The organism is Micromonospora sp. NPDC051543 (assembly GCF_044454415.1).
Taxonomy (GTDB): domain Bacteria; phylum Actinomycetota; class Actinomycetes; order Mycobacteriales; family Micromonosporaceae; genus Micromonospora.
Map to the genome: position 1 here is coordinate 37654 of NZ_JBITDT010000024.1, position 23304 is coordinate 60957.

General features: G+C 73.1%; 27 protein-coding genes. 3 read left to right on the forward strand and 24 right to left on the reverse strand.

Annotation, left to right across the window (positions count from 1 at the left end):
- The 24 genes from ACIA3K_RS29740 to ACIA3K_RS29855 all read right to left on the reverse strand — a co-directional run bounded on the left by ACIA3K_RS29740 (nt 1) and on the right by ACIA3K_RS29855 (nt 20210).
- Nucleotides 1-912, reverse strand: coding sequence for a phytanoyl-CoA dioxygenase family protein (locus ACIA3K_RS29740; RefSeq protein WP_396804904.1), 912 nt, complete (start codon nt 910-912; stop codon nt 1-3).
- Nucleotides 909-1982: a 4-hydroxyphenylpyruvate dioxygenase gene (gene hppD, locus ACIA3K_RS29745; protein WP_396804905.1), complete on the reverse strand. Its 1074-nt coding sequence runs from the start codon at nt 1980-1982 to the stop codon at nt 909-911. The genes ACIA3K_RS29740 and hppD overlap by 4 nt, the downstream gene beginning before the upstream one ends.
- 71 nt (nt 1983-2053) lie before the next feature.
- Nucleotides 2054-3292, reverse strand: coding sequence for a beta-ketoacyl-[acyl-carrier-protein] synthase family protein (locus tag ACIA3K_RS29750; RefSeq protein ID WP_396804906.1), 1239 nt, complete (start codon nt 3290-3292; stop codon nt 2054-2056).
- Between the two features lie 102 nt (nt 3293-3394).
- Entirely contained in the window at nt 3395-5011 is a 1617-nt protein-coding gene (locus ACIA3K_RS29755; protein ID WP_396804907.1) for a class I adenylate-forming enzyme family protein, read from the reverse strand.
- A complete protein-coding gene (locus ACIA3K_RS29760; protein WP_396804908.1) occupies nt 5008-5502 on the reverse strand; it encodes a beta-ketoacyl synthase chain length factor in 495 nt (164 codons plus the stop codon). The genes ACIA3K_RS29755 and ACIA3K_RS29760 overlap by 4 nt, the downstream gene beginning before the upstream one ends.
- A 98-nt stretch (nt 5503-5600) precedes the next feature.
- Complete coding sequence (locus tag ACIA3K_RS29765) at nt 5601-6698, reverse strand: beta-ketoacyl synthase N-terminal-like domain-containing protein (protein ID WP_396804909.1); 1098 nt, start codon at nt 6696-6698, stop codon at nt 5601-5603.
- A complete protein-coding gene (locus ACIA3K_RS29770; protein WP_396804910.1) occupies nt 6691-6936 on the reverse strand; it encodes an acyl carrier protein in 246 nt (81 codons plus the stop codon). Before ACIA3K_RS29770 ends, ACIA3K_RS29765 begins: the two co-directional genes overlap by 8 nt.
- Complete coding sequence (locus tag ACIA3K_RS29775) at nt 6936-7202, reverse strand: acyl carrier protein (RefSeq protein ID WP_355052676.1); 267 nt, start codon at nt 7200-7202, stop codon at nt 6936-6938. The genes ACIA3K_RS29770 and ACIA3K_RS29775 overlap by 1 nt, the downstream gene beginning before the upstream one ends.
- A 182-nt stretch (nt 7203-7384) precedes the next feature.
- The gene (locus ACIA3K_RS29780; protein ID WP_396804911.1) at nt 7385-8779 is read right to left on the reverse strand and encodes a class I adenylate-forming enzyme family protein; all 1395 of its coding nucleotides are present in this window, start codon (nt 8777-8779) and stop codon (nt 7385-7387) included.
- 263 nt (nt 8780-9042) lie between these two features.
- Nucleotides 9043-9381, reverse strand: a complete 339-nt coding sequence (locus ACIA3K_RS29785) for a hypothetical protein (RefSeq protein ID WP_396804912.1) — start codon at nt 9379-9381, stop codon at nt 9043-9045.
- Between the two features lie 3 nt (nt 9382-9384).
- Entirely contained in the window at nt 9385-9813 is a 429-nt protein-coding gene (locus ACIA3K_RS29790) for a hypothetical protein (protein WP_396804913.1), read from the reverse strand.
- Nucleotides 9803-10468, reverse strand: coding sequence for a hypothetical protein (locus ACIA3K_RS29795; protein WP_396804914.1), 666 nt, complete (start codon nt 10466-10468; stop codon nt 9803-9805). The genes ACIA3K_RS29790 and ACIA3K_RS29795 overlap by 11 nt, the downstream gene beginning before the upstream one ends.
- On the reverse strand, nt 10465-10725 hold the full coding sequence (locus ACIA3K_RS29800) for a hypothetical protein (RefSeq protein ID WP_396804915.1): 261 nt from the start codon (nt 10723-10725) through the stop codon (nt 10465-10467). The genes ACIA3K_RS29795 and ACIA3K_RS29800 overlap by 4 nt, the downstream gene beginning before the upstream one ends.
- Nucleotides 10726-10727: 2 nt before the next feature.
- Nucleotides 10728-10991: a hypothetical protein gene (locus ACIA3K_RS29805; RefSeq protein ID WP_396804916.1), complete on the reverse strand. Its 264-nt coding sequence runs from the start codon at nt 10989-10991 to the stop codon at nt 10728-10730.
- Between the two features lie 116 nt (nt 10992-11107).
- Entirely contained in the window at nt 11108-11935 is an 828-nt protein-coding gene (locus ACIA3K_RS29810; protein ID WP_396804917.1) for a M55 family metallopeptidase, read from the reverse strand.
- Between the two features lie 73 nt (nt 11936-12008).
- Nucleotides 12009-12362: an antibiotic biosynthesis monooxygenase family protein gene (locus ACIA3K_RS29815; RefSeq protein ID WP_396804918.1), complete on the reverse strand. Its 354-nt coding sequence runs from the start codon at nt 12360-12362 to the stop codon at nt 12009-12011.
- Complete coding sequence (locus ACIA3K_RS29820; protein ID WP_396804919.1) at nt 12359-13609, reverse strand: beta-ketoacyl synthase N-terminal-like domain-containing protein; 1251 nt, start codon at nt 13607-13609, stop codon at nt 12359-12361. The genes ACIA3K_RS29815 and ACIA3K_RS29820 overlap by 4 nt, the downstream gene beginning before the upstream one ends.
- Nucleotides 13606-14874: a beta-ketoacyl-[acyl-carrier-protein] synthase family protein gene (locus tag ACIA3K_RS29825; RefSeq protein ID WP_396804920.1), complete on the reverse strand. Its 1269-nt coding sequence runs from the start codon at nt 14872-14874 to the stop codon at nt 13606-13608. The genes ACIA3K_RS29820 and ACIA3K_RS29825 overlap by 4 nt, the downstream gene beginning before the upstream one ends.
- Nucleotides 14871-15275, reverse strand: a complete 405-nt coding sequence (locus ACIA3K_RS29830; RefSeq protein WP_396804921.1) for a cupin domain-containing protein — start codon at nt 15273-15275, stop codon at nt 14871-14873. The genes ACIA3K_RS29825 and ACIA3K_RS29830 overlap by 4 nt, the downstream gene beginning before the upstream one ends.
- Nucleotides 15268-16098 (reverse strand): SRPBCC family protein, encoded by an 831-nt coding sequence (locus tag ACIA3K_RS29835; protein ID WP_396804922.1) that lies wholly within the window; start codon nt 16096-16098, stop codon nt 15268-15270. Before ACIA3K_RS29835 ends, ACIA3K_RS29830 begins: the two co-directional genes overlap by 8 nt.
- The gene (locus ACIA3K_RS29840; RefSeq protein WP_396804923.1) at nt 16095-17525 is read right to left on the reverse strand and encodes an acetyl/propionyl/methylcrotonyl-CoA carboxylase subunit alpha; all 1431 of its coding nucleotides are present in this window, start codon (nt 17523-17525) and stop codon (nt 16095-16097) included. The genes ACIA3K_RS29835 and ACIA3K_RS29840 overlap by 4 nt, the downstream gene beginning before the upstream one ends.
- A 14-nt stretch (nt 17526-17539) precedes the next feature.
- Complete coding sequence (gene accB, locus ACIA3K_RS29845) at nt 17540-18121, reverse strand: acetyl-CoA carboxylase biotin carboxyl carrier protein (RefSeq protein WP_396804924.1); 582 nt, start codon at nt 18119-18121, stop codon at nt 17540-17542.
- Complete coding sequence (locus ACIA3K_RS29850; protein WP_396804925.1) at nt 18118-19875, reverse strand: acetyl-CoA carboxylase carboxyltransferase subunit alpha; 1758 nt, start codon at nt 19873-19875, stop codon at nt 18118-18120. Before ACIA3K_RS29850 ends, accB begins: the two co-directional genes overlap by 4 nt.
- Nucleotides 19872-20210 (reverse strand): TcmI family type II polyketide cyclase, encoded by a 339-nt coding sequence (locus ACIA3K_RS29855; protein ID WP_396804926.1) that lies wholly within the window; start codon nt 20208-20210, stop codon nt 19872-19874. Before ACIA3K_RS29855 ends, ACIA3K_RS29850 begins: the two co-directional genes overlap by 4 nt.
- Before the next feature lie 435 nt (nt 20211-20645).
- Here ACIA3K_RS29855 and ACIA3K_RS29860 point away from each other — a divergent pair, with 435 nt between their 5' ends.
- From ACIA3K_RS29860 to ACIA3K_RS29870, 3 genes are all read left to right on the forward strand, one after another.
- Entirely contained in the window at nt 20646-21455 is an 810-nt protein-coding gene (locus ACIA3K_RS29860) for a BTAD domain-containing putative transcriptional regulator (protein WP_396804928.1), read from the forward strand.
- 93 nt (nt 21456-21548) lie between these two features.
- The gene (locus tag ACIA3K_RS29865; protein ID WP_396804930.1) at nt 21549-21896 is read left to right on the forward strand and encodes a TcmI family type II polyketide cyclase; all 348 of its coding nucleotides are present in this window, start codon (nt 21549-21551) and stop codon (nt 21894-21896) included.
- A 1-nt stretch (nt 21897) separates the two neighbouring features.
- On the forward strand, nt 21898-23247 hold the full coding sequence (locus tag ACIA3K_RS29870) for an FAD-dependent oxidoreductase (RefSeq protein ID WP_396804932.1): 1350 nt from the start codon (nt 21898-21900) through the stop codon (nt 23245-23247).
- Nucleotides 23248-23304 lie beyond the last annotated feature (57 nt).

Sequence of the window (23304 nt, forward strand, 5' to 3'; positions counted from 1 at the left end):
TCAGCCTCCCTGCTGGGCGCGGTCGCGCCAGATGACCGGGCAGTAGTCGGGGTCCGCGTAGTCCGGCCGCCCCTCGTGGGTGCGGCGGACCAGCGCGTCGTGGTTGTACGCGGCGAGCGTGCCGTCCGAGAGCGGATACTCCCGCCAGGCGTTGTCGCCGTCCTGCAGGTGCAGCGAGATCGCCTGTCGGGGACGACCGCTGACGTTGGGGCCGCTGCCGTGGTAGGTGCGGCAGTGGTGGAAGCTCACGTGTCCCCGGGGGATCACCATGGGGATCTTGCGGATCTCCGCGCCGTTGTGCGCGGCGTTCTCGGCCAGCATCTCCTCGAGCTGACTCCGGTCGCGGTCGGCGAAGTGCCGCACCACGGTGTCGTCCGCGCCGATCTCCTTCCACAGGTGCGAGCCGTCGACCATCGTGATGGTGCCCATCTCCTCCCCGCAGTCGTGAAAGGGGATGAACGCGGTGAGCATCTTCTCGGACGACGAGGACGCCCAGTAGTGCTTGTCGAAGTGCCAGGGCACGATGTTGCTCGGCTCGCCCTCGATCGGTGGCTTGAGGATCAGGGTGGACTGGAAGACACGGATCTCGTCGGCCTGCGCCAGGCGGGCGGCCACCGCTCCCAGCAGCGGCTTGCGCAGGATCGCGCCGAGCCCGTCGTGTTCGTGGTGGACGTAGTCGTTGTGCCGCTGCACCGGCCCGTTCGACGGCTCCCAGTAGGCGAGCTTCGGTGGGCGTGCCGGCAGGCGGCGATCCCGCTCGCCGTCGTAGTAGCGTCGCGCGGCGTCGGCGAGCGCCTCCACCTCGTCGTCCGTGAAGATCTTGTTGGACAGGTACCAGCCGTGCTCGGCGTAGTGCCGCACGTCCTCGTCGGAGGGGAGCAGCGCCTCCTCGGCGGCGGTCAGCGCGCTCACGCCCCCACCGCCTGCGCGGCCAGTTCCCGCTCCTTGGCCTCGTAGAGAGCCTTGATGTTGCCGCTGCCGAAGCCGCTCGCGCCCCGCCGCTCGATCAGCTCCAGGAACAGCGTGCGGCGCACGTGCATCGACTCGGCGAAGATCTGCAACAACTGTCCACCGTGGTCGGAGTCGACGAGCACCCCCAGCTCACGCAGCCGGTGCAGTGGCGCGTCCACCCGACCGACCCGCTCCTGGAGCGTGTCGTAGTAGGCGCCGGGGGTCCCGGCGAAACGCACCCCCCGCCGGCCGAGGGACTCCACGGCCGCCACGATGTCGTCGGTGCGCAGGCCCACGTGCTGCACTCCCCCGCCGGCGTGCTGGTCGAGGAACGCGTCGATCTGCCCGGGCCGGCGGGTACGGTCCGGCTCCAGCAGCACCACGGTGACGCGCCCGGACGGGCTCTGCACCACCTTCGAGTTCATCCCCTGGCCGGCGACCTCGACGTGCTCCTCGAAGATCTGCGCGAAGCCGAACAGCTCCTCGAAGTGCCGGACGGTCCCGTCGAGTTCCCCGGGCGGCACGCACACCGCCAGGTGGTCGACCTCGGCGAGGACGGGTTCCTCCTCGTTCGCCGGCGGCGTCGGCGTGATCACCCCGGGCAGGAACTCGCTTCGACTCCCCCGCCGCTGCACCAGGCGGTGCCGCACGTCGGCGAAGCCCTCCACCTCGGCGGTCACCACCTCGGCGTCCGCGCCGGTGCGGGTGGTCGGTGGCGTCACGCCCGTCGCACCCCGGGCCAGCAGCTCGGCGTACGCGCCCACGACGTCGTCGACCTCGACGGCGACGACCGCGATGCCGTCGCCGTGTCGGTGCACGTATCGGGCCGCCGGATGGTCGACGCTCAGCCCCGAGGTGAGCAGCAGTCGGATGTCGCCGTGGCAGAGCAGCAGCGAGCGCTGCCCGGTCAGCCCGGTCTCCGGGCCGCCCTGGCCGCAGAGCTGGAAACCGACGGCGGTGCTGAACCAGAACGCCGCCTGTCGGGCGTCGCCTACGTAGAGTTCGATGTGGTCGATGCCACGGATGTCCATGTCCTCACGTGCCCTTCCCCATGCTTCGCCCGTGTTGCCGTCCGGACCCCCCAGCCCGGGATGCGCGTCGCTCACCTCCTCGGCTCGGCGACCCGCGCGAGCACGAGGCTCACGTTCTGGCCGCCGAACCCGAACGAGTTGGTCAGCGCGTACTCCACATCGGCCCGCCGGGGCGCCCCCCGGATGTGGTCGCCCGGGCAGGCCGGGTCCAGGTCGTCGAGGTGGTACGTGGGCGGCAGCAACCCCCGACCGAGCGCCAGCGCGGTCGCCGCCGTCTCCAACACCCCGGACGCGCCGAGCAGGTGACCGGTGAGCGCCTTGGTGGAGCTGACCGGCACGCCACCGTCGCCGAAGACGTCCGCGAGGGCCGTGGTCTCCGCGATGTCGCCGAGCTTGGTGCCGGTGCCGTGCGCGTTGACGTAGCCGACCGCCGCCGCCGGCACTCCCGAGCTGCGCAGCGCGCCCCGGATGCACGCCGCCGCGCCCGCGCCGTCCGGGCGCGGGGCGGTCGGGTGGTACGCGTCGGTGGTCGCGCCGTAACCGGCCACCTCGGCGTACCCCCGGGCGCCCCGCGCCGCGGCGTGCTCGGCGCGTTCGAGGACCAGCAGCGCCGCCCCCTCGGCCAACACGAACCCGCTGCGGGAGGTGTCGAAGGGCCGGCTCGCCCGGGTCGGGTCGCCGCCGGCACGGGCCAACGCCCGCGCGTTGCCGAACGTGTCGGTGAAGGTCGGGAAGAGCGGCGCCTCGCTGGCCCCGCAGACCACGACGTCGGCCTCCCCGCACCGGATCAGCCGGACCGCGTCGGCCACCGCCTGGGCCCCGGAGGCACAGGCCGTGCCGACCGACGAGCTGTAACCCCGCATGCCGTACGCGATGGCGATCCGCGCCGCCGGCATGTTCGGCAGGATGCCGGTGAGCAGGTACGGGCTGACGGCCGACCGTCCCCGCGCGGCGCGGGCCAGCACCTGCGACTCCAGGGTCGCCATCCCGCCGACACCCCCGACGATCACGCCGATGCGGGAGGGGTCGACGTCGCGTCCCACCTCGATGCCGGCGTCGGCGAGCGCGTCGGCGGCGGTGAGCAGCGCGAGGACCACGGTCCGGTCCAACACCCGGCTCTCCGGGCCGGGCAGGACGCTGCGCGGGTCGATGTCGGGCAGCAGACCGGCGACGTCCAGCGAACCCGACGCCGGATGGCCCTCGGGTGGGCGGGTCAGCCCGGACCGCCCGGTCGTCAACGCGTCGAAGGTCTCCTCGACGCCCCGCCCGACCGGGCTGAACAGGCCCATCCCGGTGATCAGCGCGCTCACGCCGACGCTCCGCTTCGCTCCGCGCCGGCGCGAGACTCCGAGCGGCTGAGCTGCCTGGTTCGCTCGCTCCGCTCGCTCACGCCGGCGCTCCGACCCGCCCGCTCACGACGCGGCCTCGGTGAGGTAACGCTCCCGCAGGGCCACCTTGCGGACCTTGCCGGTCACGGTCACCGGGATGTCGTCGGAGCGTACCGGCACGACCCGGCGCAGCGTGCCGCCGACGTCCGCGCCGAGAGCGGCGCGGACCCGTTCGGTACGGTCCTCGGCCTCGTCCGCGCCGGCGGCCAGCTCCAGCAGCACGTCGGTCACCACCCGCCCGGCCTCGGCGACGATCACCACCGTGCAGTCGGTGACGTCCGGGCAGGCGGCGAGGATCCGCTCCTCCGACAGCGCGGTGAAGAACCGCCGCCCGTCCCCGGCGTCGACCGAGTCGACCGCGCGGTCCAGGTGGTAGTACCGGCCCTCGGCGTCGGCGCGGACCAGGTCGCCCGTGAGATACCAGCCACGCTGGCGGAACCGGTAGGTGGTGGCCGAGTCGTTCCAGTAGCCCCGGAACAGCGACGGCGAGTCGACGCCCAGGAAACCCACCTCGCCGACCGGCACCGGCTCGCCGTCGGCGTCCAGCACGGCGACCTTGGTGAACTGGTACGGCCGGCCGATGCAGCGGCCGTACCGGTCGGTGTCGGCGCGGTGGGTGATGTGGAACATCGAGTGCCCCATCTCGCTGGAGCCCAGCCCGTCGATGAACAGCGAGCCGGGCACCCGCGCCACCCCGTCGCGGGTGACGGTGTCGTGCCACCCGACCGCGACGAGGCGGCGGATGTGCGGCTCGTGCGAGCAGTCGCCGGTGTTGAACCACAGCCGCACCGAGTCCAGGTCGTACCCGGACAGGTCGAACCGGGCCAGCTCGGCCCAGGTGACCGAGAAACCGAACACCCCGTCGGGACGCCAGCGTTGGATCGCGTCGAGGACCCGCTCGCCGCCCTGCTCGGAGAGGAGGAACATCTGGGCGCGGTTACCCAACGCCTGATTGACCATCAGCACGGTCGCGGTGTGCGGTGCGGGCAGCGCGTTGAGGATCCGGCCGGTGCCCTGCGCCTGCGGCATGCTCAGCAGGTGCCGGGTGGCCGCGAAGAGGCTGGCGTGGGAGTGCAGCACCGCCTTGGGCACCCCGGTCGTGCCGGAGGTGTGGGTGATCACGATCGGGTCGTCCGGGTGGTGCCGGTAGTGCGGCGGGGCCGCCGCCGGATCGCCGGTGCCGGCCCGCGCGGGCGTGCCCAGCACCGGTACGCCCAGCTCGTGCCCGGCCAGCAGCGCGGTGTGCGCGTCGTCGGCGAGCACCCCGACACCGCGCAGCCGACGGATGTACTCGGCGGCGATCTCCGGGCGGAGCTTGCCGTTCATCAGCGCCGGGATCGCGCCGAGCCGGGCCAGCGCCAGGAAGCTCAGCACCATGTCGGCGGCGGCGGTGGCCCAGACTGCCACCGGGTCGCGGGGGCGTACCCCCTGCTCGTGCAGCCACGCGGCGCGGGCGGCGACCCGCTCGTCGAGCTGGCCCAACGTCAGCGGCGCCTCGGCCGGATGCCCGTCGACGGCGGTGTCGAAGGTCAGCGCCGGCCCGTCCGGGTCGGCGCCGTGCGCCAGCACCCGGGCCAGCATGTTGCCCGCGCCCAGCTCGGTGTCGGCGGCCAACCGGCCGCGCAGTCCCGGAGTCCTCATGGTCGTGCTCCTCCCCCCAGCAGCACCGCGACCGCCTCGGTGGACAGGTCGGGCGTCTGTTCGATCAGGATCAGCAACACCTCGTCGGCGTCGCCGTCGTCGTGCAGCAGTGCCGCCTGCGCGGTGCCCTCGGCGTACGGGTCGCCGGTCGGACTGAGGCAGACCACCGGGCCGCGCAGTCCCCAGCGGGCGGCGAGGTGCCCGGCGACGCTGTTGGGCACGGACTGGTAGAAGAACAGCGGGCCGATCCGGCCGCCGGCCTCGACCGTCACGCGTACGTGGTCGGCGCTGGCCCGGTCACCGCTGGCGCTGACCAGCACGATCGCCGTGCGCACCTCCTCCGGCACCGGCTGGTTCCCGTACCGCCGCCGCAGGCACCGCTCGCCGACCGCCACGACCGTGGGCGCGAACGCCGAGTGCACGAACCCCGGCACCACCGGCACGACCCCGTCCCCCGGCTCGGGCCAACGCGCCCGTGCGAGCTCCCGCACCCCCACCTCCCGCGATCTTGCGGTTTCTGTTGTGGATTCGCGTTCTTCGCCGGATTCGTCGGCGCAGAAAGTGCAAGATCGCGGGGAGGTCGGAGTGGTCATGGCGCGCCGACCAGGAGCGCGGTGTTGGCGCCGCCGAACGCGGAGTTGAGGGTCAGGGCGTGGGTCACCCCTGCGCGGCGCGACGCCGCCGTGATGACGTTGACGGGACACGCCTCGTCGGGGCCCCGCCAGCCGGCGTTGACCGGCAACTCGCCGGCCCGCAGCGCCATCGCCGTGACCACCAGTTCGAGCAGCCCGGACGCCTCCAACGCGTGCCCGTGCAACCCCTTCGTGGAGCTGACCGGCACGTCGGTGGCGTACCCGTCGAGGGCCCGCAGCAGCGCCGCGGCCTCGGCGGCGTCGCTCTGGGCGGTGCCGGTGGCGTTGGCGTTGACGTACCCGATCGCCTGCGGCGGCAGCCCGGCCCGGCGCAGCGCGGCGCCGGCCGCGCGGGCCAGCCCGGCGCCGGTCGGGTCCGGCTGGCACGGGTGGTACGCGTCCCCGGCGCGTCCCCAGCCCGCGACGGTCGCCACGGGCTCGACGCCCCGCCTCGCCTCGGCGCGGGACTCGACCACCACGGCGGCCACGCCGTCACCGAGTAGGAGCCCACGGCGGCCAGCGCTGAACGGGCGTACCGCGCCGTCGTCGGCGAGAGCACGACCGGCGTCGAAGAGCGCGAACTGGTCCGGCTCGACGAGATAACCGGCGGCCACCACCACCCGGTCCAGATCACCCCGGCTGATCAGGGTGGCGGCGTCGGCCACCGCCGTACTCGCCGACACGCACGCGCTCGTGTAGACCCGGGTGTGAGCGGACAGCCCACACCGGGCGGCGAGCTGACCGGCGAGCGCGGACGGGACCGGCTCCACGCCGGCGGCCGGGCCGCCGTGCACGGCGAGCAGCAGCGCGCACCCCGCGCGCCGGGCGCGGTCCAGGCCGGCCGTCCGGCAGGCCGCGTCGATCGCGTCGGCCAGCTCGTCGGCGAGGGTGCCGACCTCGGGCAGGGTGGCCGCCACGGTGACCCGGCGTGCGCTCGTGTCGAAACGACGGATCGGTCCGAAGGCCGGCGTGGCGGCGAGCTGCGCCTCGGCGCCCCGCCCCAGGGCGCTGACCGCGTGCACACCGGTGAGCTGGACGACGGGCGGCTCAGCCATCTGCGGGAGCGGTCAACGACGCCCGCAGGACCGCCAGAGCGTCGTCGACGGTACGGATGCCGGCCAGGTCTTCGTCGGTGAGGTCGAGCTCTCGCTCGTAGCGCTGCTCGACGAGGTGCACGAGCCAGGCCAGTTCCATCGAGCCGATCCGGTCCGGGACCTCGTCGGCGGGTTTCGCGGTGAGTTCGGCGAGCATGGTCAGCAGGTCAGCTCGCCCCAGGTCGGGCTGACCCGTCATCAGGCGTCGTCGCGCTTCGCCTCGGCGACGCGGTCGGCGACCATCGTGGTGAACTCGCCGACCGTCATCAGCGCGAGCTTCTCCGACTCGTCGTCGGCGAACGTCAGGCCGAACTGGTCCTCGACGCGGACGGCCAGATCGGACAGGGCCAGCGATTCCAGGTCGACGCCGGACGGGCCGAGCGTGGTGTCGTCGTCGAGCCCCTCGACGTCGTAGTTCATGTCGACGAGCTGCTCGACGACGAAGGCGCGGACCTCGGCTCTCATGGATACCCTCTCTGCGTAAGCCAGGTGACGGTGTCCGATCGGGACACCGAATGGGTCTGGGTCGGTCGGGAAGCCGGCGGTCGGCCGGATCCCGCCGTACGGTCGCCGCGCGCGGGTGGCGGCGCGCTTGTCGGCGCGGGTGTCGGCGCGGGTGTCGGCGTCGAGGTGGCGCAGCGGGCCGGTCACGACGTCACCGCCGAGCGCAACGCGTCGGTGGAGCGGACCAGCTTGCCGGTGGTGGTGCGGGGCAACGCGTCGAGCAGGCGCACCACCCGGGGTCGCTTGTAGCCGGCCAACCGCTCGCTGAGGAGCTTGTCCAGGATCTCCTCGGACAGCGGGCCGTCGGGCTGGACGTAGGCGGTGATGCCCTCGTCCCACACCACCACGGCGGCGGCCACGCCGGGCAGCTCGGCGACGGTCGCCTCCACCTCGGTGAGGTCGACCTTCATCCCGCCCACGGAGACCTGCGAGTCGAGGCGGCCGCGCACGGTGACCAGGCCGGTGTCGGCGTCGACGGTGCCGGCGTCGCGGGTGTGCAGCCAGCCGTCGGCCCAGCGGGTGGGGTCGCTCAGCCCGACGTACGGCGACGCCGGGCAGGACACCCACAGCTCACCGCCGGACTCGCGGACCTCGATGCCGGGCGCGGGGGCGATCGACGGGCGGTGCGCGCCGTACAGGTCGGTGCCGATGACCCCGACCTCGGTCATCCCGTACATGTTGCCCAGCGGCACCCCGTACCGGTCGGTGAACGCCCGGGCCACCGCGGCCGGGACCAGCTCACCGCCGGTGGTCATCCGGCGGAACTGCGGCAGCGGACCGGTCGGCCGGCTGGAGGCGAGCAGACCGATGTGGAACGGCACGCCCAGCACCGTGGCCGGCGTGGCCTGGGCGGCGATGGCGGCCAGCACGGCGTCGCCGCTGAGCCGCTGCGGCGGCACCAGCTCCACACCGGCGTGCAGACCGTAGAGCAGGCCCCCGACCAGGCCGAGCACGTGCACCATGGAGGGCAGCAGGATGATCCGCTCGCCGGGCAGCGCCACCCCGTCGATACGGGTGTAGCGGCGCACCTCGGCGACCAGGTCGGCGGCCGTACGGCCGATCACCTTGGACGGGCCGGTCGAGCCGGAGCTGAGCTGGATCACGGCGTGGCCGCTGACCGCTGGGTTGTCCGCGTACCGGGTGACGCTCTCGGTGACGTCGACGAACACCTTCAACGCGCCCCCGCCGGTCCGCAGCGGCGCGACGACCACCTGCGGGGTGAGCCGGGTCAGCGCCCGGTCCACCTCGTGGTCGGTGAGCCGGTGGTCGAGCAGGATGGCTTGCGCTCCCGTCCGCCAGGCGGCGAGCAGGTTGACGACGTACGCCAGCGACGGCGGCAACCGCAGCGCGACGGCGCCACCGGGACGCAGTCCGGCGGCGGTCAGCCGGTCCTGCGCGGCGGTCACCAACCGGTGCAGGGTGGCCCGGTCGATCGGTTCCGGCAGGCGGAGACAAACGTCGGTCGGACGGCCGGCGAACAGGACTTCGTCCACCCAGCCGGGGTCATCTACCGTAAGGTTTTCGGCGACATGATTCATTGCCCCCACCATTCGACGCGCAGCGCAAAGTAGGGCATAGGAGCCAATTTCTGGCATCTTTCGAGGTGCTGCCGGAACCCTACGACAGCCGTGTTGGGCATCGCTAGATGCAAATGGCTAGATCACTTTGAGCGCCCGGACCGATTGCCGCATACCGCCGCCCACCACCCGTTCCCACCTGCCGGCCATGATCGACTCGGCTTCCTGGAAGCCGGCCCGTCCCCCGCGACCGGACACCGCACTTTCCAGGACGCCGGGGTCGATCAGGCACGAGAGAGGCCGATGAGGTCGGCCAGCCGGGCCACGCCGGCGGCCGCCGGTGCGCACTGGGCGATCTCGGCGACCAGGGTACGGACAGCAGGGCGACAGTGGATCTCGCCGGGCGCGACGCTGTGCGCGTCGGCCAGCGCGCGTCCGCCTCCGGTGAGGTCGCCGCCGTCGAGGTGGGCGCGGGCGGCGTCGATGAGGTGGGCCGCGCGAAGGACGGCCGGCAGCAGGGGCTTGACAAGCAGGTAGACGACCCGATGAACGTCAGCGTGGGCGGCGTTCGGCGTACCCGCGTCCGACGGCGACGCGGACGCGCGGCGCGGTGCGACGCCCACTGCCTACAGGTACTCGGCTGCGATCTCTTCCGCTTCGTTCACGAACTCGTCGATTTCGGACGGCGACAACTTCGCCTCCAGGAGTAGCTGTCCAAGAACGAAGACTTCAGCGGCGATCACGGTTTCCGCAGGGATATGGTCGGCCAGTTCCTCCTCGCCCAGGGCGGCGCGGATGAGGCCCTCCATTTCGAGGGCCGGCAAAGTGCCGCCGTCCTCGTACTGAGCACGGGTCGCGGCGACCCAGCCAGCCACCTCGGTCGGGGTGGCGTCGGACGCGAAGCGCCGGTGGACAGCGAGGGCGAACGCGGCCCCAACGACCTGGAGCCCGCCGACCCAGCCACTCGCGCCGATCTCTCCCACCAAGGTATCGGCGGTATCCCAGTCAGCTCGGGCCAACGCCCGGATCAGATCGCTGAGCGCACTAACGTCCACGTCTCCAGAACCTCGCAATCAGTCTGCCGGTCGCCGCTGCGAGCCGGTTCGCCGCCACACCTGCCAACAAGCCGACCACAACGAGGTTTCCTGCGGCCTCCGCACCATCGATCTTCGCTCGTGGCGTCGAGGGCGGGGCGGCGGGGGTGCCGGTGCCTGTCGATTGTGTCCCTGAGGGGCCTTTGGGGTTGGTGAAAACCTTGATCAGCTTCTGTGTCTTGTCGGTGGCGTTGGCTGCGTGCTCCTGCAGATCGTCCGCTTTGCGCAGTGAGCGGTTGACCCAGCCCCGTGCCCTGGCGCGAGCAAGGGCTCGCCGATCGCTGTCCGTCAGCAGGTCCTCACCACCGGGCGGCCCGGAGGCGGCCTCCGCCGGTCGCGGTGCCGCGCCAGGCGCGATGGCGTTCAGGAAGTCGGCGACGTTGCGGGCGGCGTCGCTGCTCAACCGAGCGATCCGACGAGCCTTGTCGGCACCGGTGCGGCTCTGACCCACCGCCGCGCGCAGCCTGGGATGATCGGTGCCCGTCCCGACCGTGACATACCGGGTGTGCCCGTCGGTGACGTCCGATGCGGCGCGGGCCGCCTGCACCGCGATCGCGTCGAGGCGATCGATCGTCGACCGCAGCTGGGCCACGACCTGACCGAGCAGGTCGCTCATCCCAACGCCCCGCGGAACTCGTCAGCGCTCTCCTGTGCGGAGGTGATGACCCGCAGGGTCAGCGTCACCTCGCGTAGCGCCTCGGAGACGGCCTTGCGGGCCTTCTCAGCCTCTTCTCGCCGGCTGTCATGCAGGGTAGGGAGCATGGTCCCCGCGGCCTCGTCCAGAGATGTGCCGATGCTCTCGATCGTCGTCCTGCCCTGGTCGAGAAGGTGACGCGCTTCGTCGAGTGCTGCCTTGACCTCGCCGATGCTCACGGTCAGCCAAGGATGTTGATGTACTGCCGGGCCGCCGCGGTGCTGCCCTGGAGGGTCGTGGCTGCCTCGATCAGACGTTGCTTGCTCTGCTCGGCTCGGGCGATCGCCTCAGAGATGGCCGGATGGCCAGTGCCTGCGGACACCGCGCGCAACCGAGCGAGCACCTGGTCGGTGCCGTCGATGGCGGCGCGGATCTGACTCGTCGTCGTGACGCTCTGCTCGGCTGCCTGGGCGAGCGCGGCTTTGACTTGCTCGATGCTGGCCATGCCGTCCTTCCGGTCGGTCGCGCGGCGAGGGGCGCCGGTGTTCTGCACGGGCAGTAGCGACGCAGACACTACCCAACATGAATACCTCTCCGTAGCCCCGTCGTGAGGCCTCCGCGCTACGCCGGTGTGATGCTGGCGAGCTGGACGAGCAGTTGAATGAGCCGGTACGCCTCGGCGACGTCAGCGGCGCGGAAGGCGACCGTCCGGCCGCCGCCGACCCGGGTCACACCCGGCACCAGAACCGCGAGGTCGACCATGTACGGGCCGTACAGATCGACTTCCACGTCCAACGGCCCGGCCATCGTCCACGGGGGAATCGAGGCGCGGCGGGTGACGGCATCGGCGGCAGCGTGACGCAGCCGCTCCCGCGCCTCCTGTGGATGCAGGGCCACCGCGGCGGCCTGGCCCAGGGTCTGCTTGACGGGGACGGTGACCGCCGAGGGCACCAGTTCACCGAACTCGGCGCAGGCGGCGTCGTCCCCGCTGAGCAGGACGACCGGGGCGTCCACGTGTCCGGCCATCGCGGCATTGAGACCGATCTCGCCCAGCGACCGCCCCGCCACGCGTACGTCGAGGATCGCGGCACTCATCGTGTGGGCCAACACGGCCGGACCGGAGCCGGCCCGGGCGTGGTAGCCGATGAACAGGACGGCGTCCGTGTGCTCGTCCAGGCCAGCGAGCATGCCCAGCGGCCGGGGTTGGCCGCGCACGAGGTGGGCACGCCGGTCGAGATCCTCCGGCAGGATGTTGCGGAACGACCCGTGCGCGTCGGCGACCCACACCACGGCATCGGATGCGGCATCGAGGACGCCCTCGGTCACCGCGTTCGCCTCGGCGGTCATCGCGGCCCGACCACGCTCGTAGTCGTACCGGTCGGGATTCGTCTCGGCGGGATGGACGATCCCTGAGACGCCCTCCAGGTCGACGGAGATCAGTACCTTCATGACTCTCGGACCCTACGCGCCCCCGATGCTCACGGCGATCGTCGAGTTGATCGACTCCAGGTCGCGATGTGGATCAAAGCCCGGTGGCGGCCGCGAGACGTGCCTCGTCGGGGGTCCCCTGCGGGGTCTGCGCGTGGATGTGGAAGCGCAGCGAACGGGCGTCGGTGAAGCACTCCCGCATCGGGCGGACGAGGTCGCGGTGCTCCTCGGTGCGCTCCCACGCCTCGAAGTCGGCGAGGCTCGCCCACTCGCTGGTGATGAGCCACTGCTCCGGGTCGGTCGACGAGCGGCACACCTGGTCCACCAGGTGCCCCGGCACGCCGTCGGCGACCAGGTGCCGGATCTGCTCGTACGCGGCCAGAAACGCCTCCGTGCGCGGCGCCGGCACTCGGACCAGGAAGACCACTCGGGCCCGTTGTTCGCTCACGGCGTCTCTCCTTCCGTCGGCGCGGCACCCCGCAGGACCAGCGCGCTGTTGAATCCGTCGAAGCCCCGCGCGCAGACCAGCGCCAGCCGGCTGCGCGGCCGGCGGTGCTCACGCAGGAAGTCCAGCTCGCACCCGTCGGCGACCTCGTCGGGGCCGGCCGAGGCGGGCAGCGTGTCGTGCGCGAACGCGAGCAGGGCGGTGGCCACGTCCAGCGCCGAGCCGCCCTGGTGGGCCCGGCCGGTCAGCGGCTTCTGAGTGGTGACCGGGGGCGGCCGGTCGGCGAACACGGCGCGCAGCGCCGCGGCCTCGCTGCGGTCGTAGCGGGGCACGCCGAGGGCGTCGGGCAGCACCACGTCGATTCCGCTCGACGCGACGCCGGCCCGGTCGAGGGCCAGCCGCATCGCCCGCGCGTACTGGATCGGGTCGCCGGCGCTGTCGGCCGTGGTGTGCGCGGCGTCGTGGGTGGCCCCCCAGCCGCTGACCTCGCCGTAGATCCGGGCGCCTCGGGCCAGCGCGTGTCCCAACTCCTCCACCACGAAGACCGCGCCGCCCTCGGCCGGCAGGTAGCCGCTGGCCGTCGCGTCGAACGGCCGGTACGCCCGCTCCGGGTCGGCGACGTCGCTGAGCAGCCCGGAGCGCAACTGGCAGGCCAGGGCGTACGGGCTCAGTGGACACTCGGTCGCCCCGGCAATGACCACCGGCGTCCCCCGGCGCACGGCGCGGGCGGCGTGCGCGAGGCTGTCCAGCCCGCCGGCCGCCTCCGCGACCAGCACGCCGCTCGGCCCCTTGAACTGGTGGTGGATGGAGAGCTGTCCGACGCTCGCCGCGTAGAACCAGGCGATCGACTGGTACGCGCCGACGGTGCGCGACGGCCCACCCCAGAGCCGTTGCAGTTCCCGCTGCCCGAACAGGTTGCCCCCGGACGAGCTGGCCAGGGCCACCGCGTAGCCGTACGGGTCGGGCGCCTTCTCGGGCAGCCCGGCGTCGGCCAGCGCGAGGCGGGTGGCGGCGAAGCCGAGGTGTGTCCATCGGTCGGTCTGCACCAGTTGCCGGCTGTCGGCGTAGGACTCGGCCGCGAAGTCGGGCACCTCGCCGCCCAGGCGGGTGGGGTAGCCGGTCGGGTCGAAGAGGGTGATCGGCCCGGTGCGCCGGGTGCCGGCCAGGACGGTACGCCAGTGCGCGTCCGCGCCGACGCCGCTGGGCGCGACCACACCGATGCCGGTGACGACCGCCCGGGCGGTGCTCACGCCGCCGCCGGAAGTCGCCGGAACACCATCGCCGACTGGAAGCCACCGAACCCGCTGCCCACCGACAGGGCCACGTTCACCGGCACCTCCCGCGCCTCGTTGGGTACGTAGTCCAGGTCGCACTCGGGGTCGCGGGTGCTCCAGTTGGCCGTCGGCGGCACCACCCCGAACTCGATCGCGAGGGCGCAGGCGGCCATCTCGATCGACCCGATCGCCCCGAGCGAGTGCCCGACCATGGACTTGATGGAGCTGATCGGCACCCGGTACGCGGCCTGGCCGAGCGCCCGCTTGAACGCCGCCGTCTCGTGCCGGTCGTTCTGCCGGGTGCCCGAGCCGTGCGCGCTGATGTAGGAGACCTGCTCGGGGATGATCCGGCCCTGCCGCAGCGCGTCGCTGACGGCGAGGCCCATCTCCAGCCCGTCGGGGCGCAGCCCGGTCATGTGGAAGCCGTTGCTGCGGCTGGCGTAGCCGGCGACCTCGCAGTAGACGTGGGCGCCCCGCCGTCGGGCGTGCTCGGCCTCTTCGAGCACCAGCACGGCCGCGCCCTCGGCCAGCACGAATCCGTGCCGGTCGGCGTCGAACGGGCGGGAAGCGTGCGCCGGGTCGTCGTTGTCGGGACTGGTCGCCTTGATGGCGTCGAACGAGGCGACGGTGACCGGTGAGATCGGCGAGTCGGCCGCGCCGGCGAGCACGATGTCCGCCTCGCCGTCCACGATCATCTGGTGGGCGTAGCCGATGGCGTCGATACCGGACGTGCAGCCGGTGGAGACGACCTGCGCGGGGCCGTGCAGGCCGTGCCGGCAGGCCACGTCGGCGGCCAGGCTGCTGGGCACCAGCGCCTGGTACAGGTACGGGCCGCCGAGCGCCGCGTCGACCAGCCACCGCCGACCGTGCTCGCTGACCCGCACGTACTCCTCTTCCAGGGCCATCGTGCCGCCCACGGCGGTGCCGAGCACCACCCCGGCGCGGTCCCGCTCGGCGTCGTCGAGCACCAGGCCGGCGTCGGCGATGGCCTCGGTGGAGCAGGCCAGCGCGAACTGCACGTAGCGGTCGGCGCGACGCCGCTCGGCGTCGGTGAGCCCGGCGGCGACCGGGTCGAAGTCACACTCGGCGGCGATCTGCGAGCGGAACGGCGACGGGTCGAAGAAGCTGATTCGCCGGGTGGCCGTACGCCCCTCGGTGATGGTCTTCCAGAACCGGTCCCGGCTGGCGCCGCCGGGGGCGACGACGCCCACGCCGGTGACCACGGTGCGACGGGTGCTCATGATCCGCCCCGCTGTTCGACGAGTTCGGTGTCGACGTGCCCCAGCTCGGGGCGCGGGGCCAGGGGGCCCAGGTGGAAGACCACCTCGGCCGGCTCGGTGCCGGTGTTGCGCAGCCGGTGCCGCACGTTGACCGGTACGAACAGCGCCTCGCCGGTGGCCACCTGCGTGGGCTGGTCGTCGAGGTCCACCGTGATCGTGCCGCGAGCCACGTACAGGAACTCCTCGCTGTAGGGGTGGTAGTGCTCGGCGATCCGCTCGCCGGACGCGAGGGTCGCCACCCCGAGGAAGCCGGAGGTGCTGCCGACGGTGCGGGGGCCCAACAGCACCCGCAACTCACCGCCGCGTCGCCGGTCCGCCGGTACGTCCGACGCCGCTATCAACCGGGTGCCCAAATCACTCATCGCCGGCCTCCCCGGTGGCGGAGCCGACCTGCGCCGAGGCGTCGCCGACCAGCGCCGAGGCGGAGCCGTCGACGGGTCCGGCCTGCGCCGGAACCGAGCCGCCGACCGGGCCGCTCTGGCCGGCGCGTTCCCGGGCGATCCGCTCCACCCGGTCCTTGATCACCGCGAGTTGGATGACGCTGTTGGTGTTGATCCGCTCGGTCATGGCGGCGTTGTCGACGGGCGCGCTCGGCTTCATGGCGAAGTCCTGGGTCCAGGTCATCCGGGTGCCGCCGGCCTCCTCGGCGTAGCGCCAGTGGATCCGCATGTACTCGAACGGCCCGGTCTCCACCCGGTGCGCCCGTACCTGACGGCTCACCGGGTCGGCCGTACGCTCGCTGACCCAGCTCCACGCCACCCCGTTCTCGTCCGGGTACATGGTGAGCCGGAACCGTACGGTGAGCCCGTCGCGGTGCAGGATCTCCACCACGGCGTACTCGGTGAACAGCTCGGTCCAGTTCGCCACGTCGTTGGTGACGTCCCAGACCAGCGCGAGCGGCGCGTCGATGAGCACGGTGTTCTCGGTGTGCCCGGGCGGGTCGGTACGGCGGGCGACCAGGTCGGCCACCGCCGCGATGCTCAGTTGCCCGGCCTCCTCGGGGATGCTCACCTGCCACCGGTCGGCGACGACCGCCGAGAGTTCCAGCAGGGCGAGCGAGTCCATGCCGAGTTCCTCCAGCGACGCGGCGGGCGTTCGGGCCGCGGCCTCGGCGTCCAGGCCGCAGTGCGCCACCAGGATGTCGGTGATCTCGGCGGTCATCGGGCGACCATGGGTGACGGTCATCGGGTCCTCCTGTGGGTTACGTCGGGCTCCGCGGCGGGCGCGGCGCGGGGTGTGGGGGTGGCCGCCGGCCGCGACGCGGGCGCGGCGAGCAGGCGGTCGACGAGGCCGGTGGTGTAGCGGCCCTTGCGGAACCCGGCGTCGTCGAGCACCCGCCGGACGAATCCGATGGTGGTGTGCACACCCGGACCGGCGATGTCGAACTCGTCCAGGGCGCGTTCCAGCCGGTTGAGCGCCGACTCCCGGTCGGGCGCCCAGACCACGACCTTGGCCAGCAGGGAGTCGTACCAGGGGCCGACCAGGTAACCGGCGCGGGCGTGGGTGTCCACCCGGGTGAACGGGCCGCCCGGCGGGGTGAACCGTTCCAGCCGTCCGGGGGTGGGGGCGAAGCCGCGCGACGGGTCCTCGGTGTTCACGCGGCACTCCACGGAGACGCCGCGCAGTCGTATCTCCTCCTGCCGCCACCGCAGCGGCACGCCGGCCGCGATGTGCAGTTGCTCGTGCACCAGGTCGATCCCGGTGACCATCTCGGTGACGGGGTGCTCCACCTGGATCCGACAGTTGATCTCCAGGAAGTGGAAGCGTTCCTCGGCGTCGACCAGGAACTCCAGCGTGCCGGCGCCGACGAAGCCCACCTCCAGCGCGCCCCGCAGCGCGGTCTCGGCGATGGAGTCGAGCGTCGCGGCGGACAGCGCCGGGGCGGGGGCCTCCTCGACGAGTTTCTGGTGCCGGCGCTGCACCGAGCAGTCCCGGGTGCCCAGGTGCACGCCGTTGCCGTGGGCGTCGCAGAGCACCTGCACCTCGACGTGCCGGGCCTCGGTGAGGTAGCGCTCGACGTACACCCGGTCGTCGCCGAAGGCGGCCTGGGCGGCGGCCCGCGTCCGCGCGTACGCCCGGGCCAGCTCGGCCGGACGGCGCACCACGGTCATCCCCCGGCCGCCGCCCCCGGCGGCGGCCTTCACGATCACCGGGTAGCCGACGGAGTCGGCTACCTCGGCCGCCGCCGCGGCGGTGGCCACCGGCGCGACGCTGCCCGCCGGCAGCGGCAGCCCGGCACGGCTCATCAGGGCCCGGGCCGAGGACTTGTCGGCCAGCGCCGCCATCACGGCCGGCGGCGGGCCGATGAAGATCAGGCCGTTGTCCGCGCAGATCTCGGCGAAGTCGGCGTCCTCGGAGAGGAACCCGTACCCGGGGTGGACGGCCTGCGCGCCCACCTGGCGGGCGGCCTCCACGATCGCGGCGGCGTTGAGGTAGCTGCGCCGGCTGGACGCCGGTCCGATCCGGACGGCCTGGTCGGCGAGCCGGACGGCCGCGGAGTCCGCGTCGGCGGCGGAGTAGACCACCGCCGTGCGGATGCCGAGTTCCCGGCAGGCCCGCAGCACCCGCAGGGCGATCTCGCCCCGGTTGGCGATCAGGACGGTCTCGAACATGAGCACCCCCGCCGTCAGGCCGGATCCAGTTCGACCAGCGGCTGGTCGTACTCCACCGGCTGACCGTCCTCGACGAGGATCGCGACGACCCGACCGGCCCGGTCGGCGCTCACCTCGTTCATCAACTTCATGGCCTCGACGATCGCCACCGGCTGACCGGGGCGGACCAGGTCGCCGACCGAGACGAACGGCCGCGCGCCCGGCTCCGACGCGCGGTAGAACGTGCCGACGATCGGCGCCCGGATCGCGGCGCGGCCAGGAACCGGCGGGCGGATCAGCGCGGCCGGCGGACCGGGCACGGCCACGGCCGGCGCCGGCGCGGCGGCCGCCGACAGAGCCGGGGGTACGACCGAGCCGCCGGCCGCCTCGTCCGGATGCCACTCGATCTCGAGCACGGTCGCCCCGCTGCGCAGCCGGATCCGGCGTACCGGCCCGGCCAGCTCGGCGAGCAGGTGCCGGGCCTGTCGGCGGAGCCCGGCCAGCACCTCCTCGCCGTCCGCGTCGGATCCCTGGGATCCGTCCGCCGGGAGGCGCCCGTCGACGTCCGCCCGGCCGTTCGGGCCGTCGGCGGTGGACACCGTCGCGCCGGCCGTCATCGGGCACCCACCTGGGTGCCGGCGCGGGTGGCGCCGAACCGACGAAAGCGCTGCCGTCGCAGGCGGACCAGCATCGCGGGCGGCACGTCCAGCAGCGGCACCAGATTGGCCAGCAGGGCGGCGCGCAGCCGCCGGGCGGTCTCGGCCGGGTCGTCGTGGGCGGCCGTCGCCGGCTCGGGGATGATCTCGTCGACGACGCCGAGGCGACACAGGTCGGGCGCGGTCAGCCGCAGCGCGCGGGCCGCCTGCGGGGCGGCGGAGCGGTCCGGCCAGAGGATGGCGGCGCAGCCCTCCGGGCTGATCACCGAGTAGACAGCGTGTTGGAGCATCAGCACCCGGTCGGCGACGCCGAGGGCCAGCGCCCCGCCGCTGCCGCCCTCGCCGGTGATCACCGTGACGACGGGAGTCGGCAGCACGGTGAGGGTGAGGATGTTCTCCGCGATCGCCGCCGCCTGCCCCTGCTCCTCGGCGCTGATCCCCGGGTCCGCGCCGGGCGTGTCGACGAGGGTGACCACCGGCAGGCCGAGTCGCGCGGCGAGACGCATCAGCCGCAACGCCTTGCGGTGCCCGGCCGGGCTGGCCATGCCGAAGTTGCGGGCGACCAGGTCGGCGGTGGTGTGCCCCTTCTGGTGGCCGACCACCATCACGTGCCGCCCGGCCAGCCGGGCGATCCCACCCACGATGGCCGGGCAGTCCCCGCCGAGCCGGTCGCCGTGCAACTCGACGAACCCGTCGAAGACCGAGTCCAGGTAGTCCAGGGTGGTGGGTCGGCCGGGGTGGCGGGCCGTGCGCACGGTGTCCCACGCGTCGCGTACCGCCGGCTGCGTGCCGTCGTCGACCGCCGCCGTGGGCGGTCGCTGCCCGTCGGCCGCCGCCGGCGGGACCGCGTCCGCCAGACGCTCGTGGTGTCGCGCCGGCTCCTGACGGGGTACGGACGCCTGCGCCGGACGGCCGGTGCGGGCCGCGGCCAGCAGCGCCGCCAGCCGACCGCGCAGCGAGCGGCGCTGCACCACCATGTCGACCTGCCCGTGGCGCAGCAGGAAGTCCGCGGTCTGGAACCCCTCCGGCAGGGCCCGACCGGTGACCTGACGGATCACCCGTGGACCGGCGAAACCCATCCGGGCGCCGCTCTCGGCGAGCACCAGGTCGGTGTTGGTGGCGAAGGACGCCGCCACGCCGCCGTAGGTCGGGTCGGTGAGCACGCTGACGGTGAGCAGGCCCGCCTCGCGCAGGGCGGCGATCGCCTGGCTGACCGTGGCCATCTGCATCAGCGAGAGGGCGCCCTCCTGCATCCGGGCGCCGCCGGACGCGGTGACCAGGATGAGCGGCGCCCGGTCGTCGAGCGCCCGCTCGGCGGTGCGGGTGATCAGCTCGCCCACCGCGGCGCCGAGGCTGCCGCCGAGGAAGCGGAAGTCCATCACCGCCAGGGCGGCCGGGTGCCCACCGATGGTGGCGGTGCCACAGAGAACGGCCTCGGGCAGGCCGGTGGCGGCCCGCGCGGCGGTGAGCCGGTGCGGGTACGGGAGCACGTCGACGAAGTTCAGCGGGTCCGCCTCGGGTAGCCGGTCGGGCAGCAGGCGCAGGGAGCCCGGGTCGACGAGTTGCCGCAGCCGCTCCGGCGCGCCGAGGCGCGAGTGCTCACCGCACTCCGGGCAGACGTCCAGGTTGCGGCGGAGCCGCTTGCGGTAGAGCAGGCTCGCGCAGCCGGCGCAGCGGGACCAGAGTTGCTCCTCCTGCCCGGCGGCGGCGGTCACGAGCGCCCTCCGGCGTCCGGGGCGTCGAACCGGTAGAAGCAGTGCGCCATCGCGTCGCGTGGGGAGCGCCAGGTCGGCAGGTACGGCGAGACGTACGGCCGGAGCCGGTCGCTGACCCGAATGAACTCGGGGTGGCCCCGGGCGGCCTCCACCGCCGGCTGCGCCGGTTGCTCGGTCTCGAGCAGGTGCACGTAGAGGTCGTGCAGCCGGTACAGCGCGCGGTGCCGGACGCCGACCAGGCGCGGCAGCTCGGTCGCGTCCGACTCGGCGAAGATCTCGGCGACCTGCTCCTGCGCGGTCGGTACGACCTTCGCGATGATCAGCGATCGGTCCATGGCTGGGCCTCCCCCCACGGCGTCCGGGTCGGCCGGATGAACCCCGGGGACGCGCTGGACGACTGCCGCCACGATGCGGCAGTCGTCGTCACGGCGGCGTCACCGCGACGGGTCGACCGGCGACGCCCAACGGTGACGCTGCGTTGACGCAACCTGTGTATGAGCTATGCGTCCCTTGTGCAGCGCGTCTCGAAGGATCGACGTTTTTGCAGTTCAGAAGCGATTTCATGGGCGAGATAGGGCCGACATGGCCGTTGACTCACCGTGACCGTAATTGATAATCTTCACGGTGGTCAGCCCGGCGGCTCCGGCGGGTGGCGCCGCGCCTGGACAGCCGTGGTCGGATTCCATCGACGGAGCCGACGGTGGCGACGCGGGCAGCCGATCCGGGACACAGCAGACAGTCGGGACGAGCGTTCCACAGGGGGTGCCGCCGTGGCCGCTGATCAGTCCGTGCCGACCGCCGAAGGACCCGGCGAGGGCGACCTCGCGCTGCACCTACTCGGCGGCTTCCGCCTCCTGCACGCCACCGCGCACATCGTGGTGCCGCGCGGACTGCAACGGGTGATCGCCCTGATCGGGCTGCGCCCCGGCGCCACCCGCAGCCAGCTCGCCGGGCTGCTCTGGCCCGACGTGTCCGAGGAGCGGGCGCTGTCGTCGCTGCGGACCGCGCTGTGGCGGCTGCGGCAGGACCCGTGCTGCCCGATGGTGGTGGCCGGCGACACCGTCCGGCTGGCCCCGGCCGTCCGCCTCGACGTGGACGACCTCGTCGGGACGGCCGAGCGCGTCCGCAACGGCGACGACCCGCGGACCACCGCCGGGGCGCTCGCCGCCGGCCGCCACGACCTGCTGCCCGGCTGGTACGACGACTGGGTGTTGCTGGACCGGGAACGGCTGCGGCAACTGCGTCTGCACATGCTGGAGCAGGTGTCCGCCCAGCATCTCGCCGCCGGGCGGCACGGCGAGGCGTTGGAGGCCGCGTTGGAGGCGATGGCCGCCGAACCGCTGCGCGAGACACCGCACCGGCTGGTGGTCCGCATCCACCTCGCCGAGGGCAACGCCTTCGAGGCCGTGCACGCCTTCTACGTCTACCGGGACCTGCTGCGCCGCGAGCTGCGCCTCGAACCCAGCCCGGCGATGAGTGCCCTGCTCGACGACACGCTCGCCCCGATCCGGGCGGCCACCCGCCCCGCCGCCGGCCGGGACACCGCCGTACGGCCGTCACCGGCCGGTCGGCGCACGTGACGGTGACGTGACACGGCCTGCGGCACGGTGACCGCATCGAGCACGTGACCACCGGCCTGCGGGTCGGGATCGGCCACCGGCGAAAGGGATCCCATGAGTCGTCTACTGATCGTCAGCCGGATCATCCCGGGCGCGGAGGGGCGGGTCGCCCAGATCTTCGCCGAGTCCGACGCCACCGAACTGCCCGGCCTCACCGGCGTCACGCACCGGTCCCTGTACGGCCTGCACGACGTGTTCGTGCACCTCATCGAGACCTCGGACGTCAATCCGGGCGCCCTCGCCGCCGCCCGGAACCATCCGCTGTTCCAGCAGGTCAACGAAAGGCTCGCGGCGCACACCTCGCCGTACCTGTCGACCTGGCGCTCCCCGAAGGACGCCATCGCCGAGTGCTTCTACCGCTGGGACGCGGCCGACGCGGTGGCGCCCCACCCGGCCGGCTGACATGTCCACCACGGGACCACACGTCCTGGTCATCGGCGCCGGCACCGGCGGCCTGTGCCTGGCGCACGGGCTGCGCCGCGCCGGCATCAGCGTCGCCGTCTACGAGCGGCACCGGCACAGCGGAGAAGGGCTGCTCGGATACCGCGTGGGCATCGGTCCCACCGGCAGCCGGGCACTGCGCGACTGCCTGCCACCCCAACTGTTCGCCACGTTCCTGGCGACCTGCGCGCGGCCGCCGAGCTACTTCAACGTCGTCACGCAGCGGCTGCGCGAGACCGCGTCGTTCGAGCTGCGCCCGGCCGTCGATCCCGTGCGGACGGAACACTCGGTGGCCCGGATGGTGCTGCGCCAGGTGCTGTTGACCGGCCTGGCCGACGTGGTGCACTTCGACAAGACCTTCGTCCGGTACGAGCAGCACGACGACGGCACGGTCACCGCCCACTTCGCCGACGGGACCACCGCCACCGGCGACCTGCTGGTGGCGGCGGACGGGACGCACTCGGCGGTACGCCGCCAGTACCTGCCACACGCGGCCATCCGGGACGCCGGGACGATCAACATCGCCACGCGTATCCCGCTGACCGCGCAGACCCGCGGTCTCGTGCCCGAGCGCGTCGCCAGGGGCATCTCGCTGATCTTCGGCGCCGGCGGCACGATGGGCGTGCTGCACGTGATGGAGTTCAAGTGGGACGCGAACCGGACGATCAAGCCCGGCGTCGGCGACGACGACGCCGCCCTGCTGCGGGCCTGGTCCGGCCTGTCCGAGCACACCAGCGCCGACTACATCAACCTCATCATCTGGAGCACCGCCCGTCGGTTCCCGTCCGACGTCCTGGAACGCCGGGGCGAGGACCTGAAGCGGGTCGCGCTGGACCTGACCCCGAACTGGCACCCGGACCTGCGGGAACTGTTGCGGATCAGCGATCCGGGCAGTGTCCTGCCGATCAGGGTCAGCACGTCCGAGCCGACGCCACCCTGGAAGAGCAGCACCGTCACCCTGCTCGGGGACGCCATCCACACGATGACCCCCGGGCGCGGGGTGGGGGCGAACACCGCGCTGCGCGACGCCCGCCTGCTCTGCCAGCACCTCACCAGCGCCGCCGCCGGCGACAAGACGCTCGTGCAGGCCGTGGCCGACTACGAAGCCACCATGGTGCCGTACGGCTTCGCACGGGTCGCCGAATCGCTGAACCGCAGCGGCACCAACGGCGAGGACCGGATGTACCGCCCGGTGGTGGGCCGTCTCGCCCTGCTCGGCGCACGCGGCTACTTCGGAGTGACCAGTCGGGTGCCGCCACTGCGACGCCGTTTCGTCGACGACTTCCACACCTACGAGGGCGACGAGGACTGACCGGGCACCCACCGACCCGGGTACGACGTGCGAGCGTCGTGCCCGGGTCGCCTCGTG